Source organism: Okeania sp. (assembly GCF_983059655.1).
Genome location: NZ_CEZPJD010000694.1, coordinates 1 through 4,249 on the forward strand (window position 1 = coordinate 1; position 4,249 = coordinate 4,249).

Consider the following 4,249-nt stretch of genomic DNA (forward strand, 5'->3'; position numbering starts at 1 on the left):
GGGGAGTGGGGAGTAAGGGAGTAGGGAAAATAGAAAGATTTACTGTTTAAGCACTTATGATAAGTTTTTTCATCACTAATTATCCGGACATGATATAAAGTCAATTCATCGTCAAGAGAGAAAAATTGTATCCTTGTGTGCTGGCATATTTACAAATTTCAGGAACTGTCCAATAGCTAAAAGTTTTATATAATAAGCTTTTTATCCCCCCTACTGCCTATTACCTACTGCCTATTGCCTGCGCACAGCGCTATATTCATAGCTGAAGCACTGAATCCGCAGTTCCGACCTTACAGCGGTTTTCATTTGGGTAGACCACAGTAGGGATGTTCCATGGAACGCCCCTACAGGGTTTTTGTTTGTGAAGATGTGGTTCATCAACTTGAAAAGCGCTGTATGAAGCTAGCTGATAGCTTTTTTCGCAGCATTCAACAGGAAATGCTTACCTTCCTACTTCCTGATACTATAATATTACCTCGATCTAACCTTGAGGTGGCTTATGTCCGACAGCTTCATCAATATCAGAATCAGAGGTAGTATTTTCTGTAGCATTCGCTTGGTTTTCAGATGAACCATTTGAACCATTTGAACCATTTACAGTGACAGCGTATTCACGATCGCTATCTTTAATACCATCATCAACAGATTCATATCCATTAGAATGAGCATCATCATAATTTGCCAAATCAGGTCTCTCTGACTTCTCAGGTTTTTCACCCTTCAACAGCCATCCCTCTAAATTTTTAATAGCAATATATAAATTAGGAGTAATCAACAAACTCAAAAGAGTACCAAACAACATACCCCCAAATATTGCAGTACCAAGAGACCAACGACTACCAGAACCTGCACCAGTAGCAATAACTAGAGGCATGAAACCAATCAAACTGGAGATTGCCGTCATCTGAATTGGTCGAAAACGCTGCTCTGCTGCAGTAATTGCTGCTTTAGTAATATTTACACCTTTATCCCTTAACTGGTTGGCAAATTCTACAATCAAAATTGAGTTCTTGGAAGCCAAACCAATCAACATCACTAAGGCAACCTGAGCATACACATCATTTGTCACTACTGGCCAAACAGAGCCAGCCATAAGTATATTCGATCTAAACCAAATTGCTACCAGAGCGCCCAACACCGCCAGTGGTACAGAGAGCATAATAATTAAAGGATCGATATAGCTTTCGTATTGTGCTGCTAGTACCAAAAATACCATCACAAAACCCAAGCCAAAAATAATCGGTGCTGCACCACCAGAGGATTTTTCTTCCAACGCACTACCCTGCCAAGCATAACCAAAACCAGGGTCTAACAATTCTTCCGAAGCTCGCTCCATGGCAGCGATCGCTTGTCCAGAACTATAACCAGGAGCAGGCCCACCTTGAATTTTCATGGAACGGAAAATATTATAGTGGGTAATAATCTCCGGTCCGACAAAATCTTTGATTCTGACTAAACTTCCCAGGGGAATCATTTCTCCATCAACAGAGCGGACATACAGTTGATTAATATCATCAGGTTTAGAACGAAACTCAGATTCTGCTTGAGCATAAACCCGATACTGGCGTTGTCCTAAAACAAAATCATTCACATAAGACGAACCGAAATAAATTTGTAAGGTGGAAAATATATCATTAACATTCACATTTAATGACTTAGCGCGATCGCGTAAAACTTCAATTTCCTTCTGAGGCTTATTAGCGTTAAACTGACTGTAGACACGTTGTAAGCTAGGATATTCTGGAGAATTAGCTGCTCCAATTAATCTATAACCATTTTCGAGTAATGCTTGAATAGGCAAACTTCCAGTACGCTCTTGCAATTGAAATTCAAAACCTCCCGTACTACCTAGTCCTTGTACTGGTGGGGCATTCACCGCAAAGGCATTCACTTCTTTTATTCCTTGCAACGCTCCATTTAATCTTCTGGTTATGCCATAAACAGACTGCTGTGGTAAAGTTCGTTCTTCCCAAGGCTTAAGTAAGACGAAAAATATCCCCTGACTGGGGTTGAGACCATCAAAACCAAATCCCGCAGCACCAAAAGTAGATCTGACTTCATCAATCTTCGCAATTTCTTTCTGAATTTTGTTGGCAGCATTGGCAGTATAATTGAGGGAAACTCCGTCAGGAGCTTGATAAATAATAATAAAATAACCTTGGTCTTCTTCGGGAATAAATCCACTAGGAACTAAACCATACATCCAAACAGTTGCAACTAAACCCGCAATAAAAATCCCCATGACTATGATATTAATGCGAGTAAGAAAGCTGACTAATTTACCGTATTTATTTTGTAGCCAAGCAAAACTTTGGTTAAATTTATCAAAGAGCCAACCCAAAGGTCCAGTAGCTTCTTTTTTTGGCCGTAGCAACAGTCCAGCCATACTGGGAGAAAAAGTCAGAGCATTAAAAGTTGAACAGGCGACAGCAAAAGCAATAGTTAAAGCAAATTGTTTGTAAATTACTCCTGTTGTTCCAGGGAAGAATGAAACTGGAATAAACACAGCCATCAATACTAGGGAAGTAGCGATCGTTGCTCCAGTGAGTTCTTCCATCGCATCCAATGCTGCTTGCCTTGCCTTCATTCCTTGTTCAATTTTACTAGAGACTGCCTCCACAATCACGATCGCATCATCCACCACCAGACCCGATGCCAAGGTACAAGCAAACAAAGTCAGAGTATTAATTTCAAAATTTAACATCTTTAAGCCAGCCATTGCCCCAATCAAAGCTACAGGAATAGCAATGGCTGGAATCAAAGTAGCTCGCCAATCTTGTAAAAAAATAAAGATAATCAAAACTACTAGAACTATAGCTTGGAGTAAAGTAATAACTACCTCTCGCAGTGATACTTCTACGAACAAAGTTGTATCGTAGGCAATACTATATTGTAATCCGGGAGGGAAACTATCACTGAGTTCTACCATTGTGGCTTTGACTTGATTTGCTGTTTCTAGAGCATTACTACCGGGAAGTTGATAAATGGCTAAACCTATTGTTGGATCTCCATCATATGTAGCAGCAAGATCGTAATTTTCGGCTCCAAGTTCAGCTCTACCTATATCTCTAACCTTAACCAAACTACCATTTTCATCTACTTTCAGCACTAAATCCTCAAATTCTTGGGCATTTTTCATCCTACCAACAGCTTTCAGAGGAATTTCGTAAACTAAATCTTGTGGTGCTGGGTTTTGACCAATTTTACCTGCTCCTACTTGAATATTTTGTTCTTGTAAAGCACTAACTACATCTTGAGCTGTTAATTCACGAGCTGCCATTTTCTGGGGGTTAAGCCAGATGCGCATTGCATATTTCCGTTCCCCTAGAATTGTTGCTTGACCAACTCCAGGAATACGCTTGATCTGATCTAAGACGTTCAGATCGAGGTAGTTACTCATAAAGTCAGTACCGTAGTAAAATTTATCATTTTCGTCTTTTTCTGAGTAAGTTGCAATTACTAATAAAATATTAGGGGATGAAGCTTCTACTTTAACACCAGTTTGTCTGATAGAGTCTGGCAAGGAGGGTTCTGCTTGAGATACTCGGTTTTGAACGTTAACTTGAGCGATGTTACGGTCTACATCATTAGGGAATACAACGTTAATACTCGTCTGACCACTATTACTGGTATTGGAATACATATATTTCATGTCTTCCACACCGTTAATCTCTCTTTCTAAAATTGTGGTTACTGTATTTTCTGTGGTTTGAGCATCAGCTCCAATATAGGTTGATGATACTTGAATCTCGGTATTAGCTAGTTGGGGTAATTGAGCAATGGGCAACAATGGAATTGAGATTGTCCCCACTAATATTATTATAATCGTACAAACTGTTGTTAATACAGGCCGTTTAATAAAGGTATCAGCAATACTTAAAAGCATAATGAATCAGTTATAAGTTATCAGTTATCATTTATCAGTTATCAGTACAGCAAGAATTTATTCTGACTTCAGCTTAAGACATTCTCAAGCTCTCAAATTTAGTCACAGCAAATTTAATTTATAACTTCTGAATTTCTTTGTTGTATAGAATCCAGTTATATAATAGACATCTCCATAAATTATAGATAATAGGCAGAAAGAATTGATAACCTCTGTACAATAATTGATTTTACTTTTTATTTTTGGAGATGTCTACTTCAATATTCTATCTCCCCCTCCTGGGAGTTATATCATGTCCAGTTGAATACTTAGGGCTTGCTGAAAAAGTCTTTTTTAAGGAGTAGGGGAGCGGGGGAGTAGGGG

1 protein-coding gene is annotated in these 4,249 nt (G+C 38.9%); it reads right to left on the minus strand.

Going from position 1 to position 4,249, the window contains the following annotated elements:
* Window positions 1-481 precede the first annotated feature (481 nt).
* On the minus strand, window positions 482-3,886 hold the full coding sequence (locus AC3DU7_RS26780) for an efflux RND transporter permease subunit (protein ID WP_488042309.1): 3,405 nt from the start codon (window positions 3,884-3,886) through the stop codon (window positions 482-484).
* Window positions 3,887-4,249 lie beyond the last annotated feature (363 nt).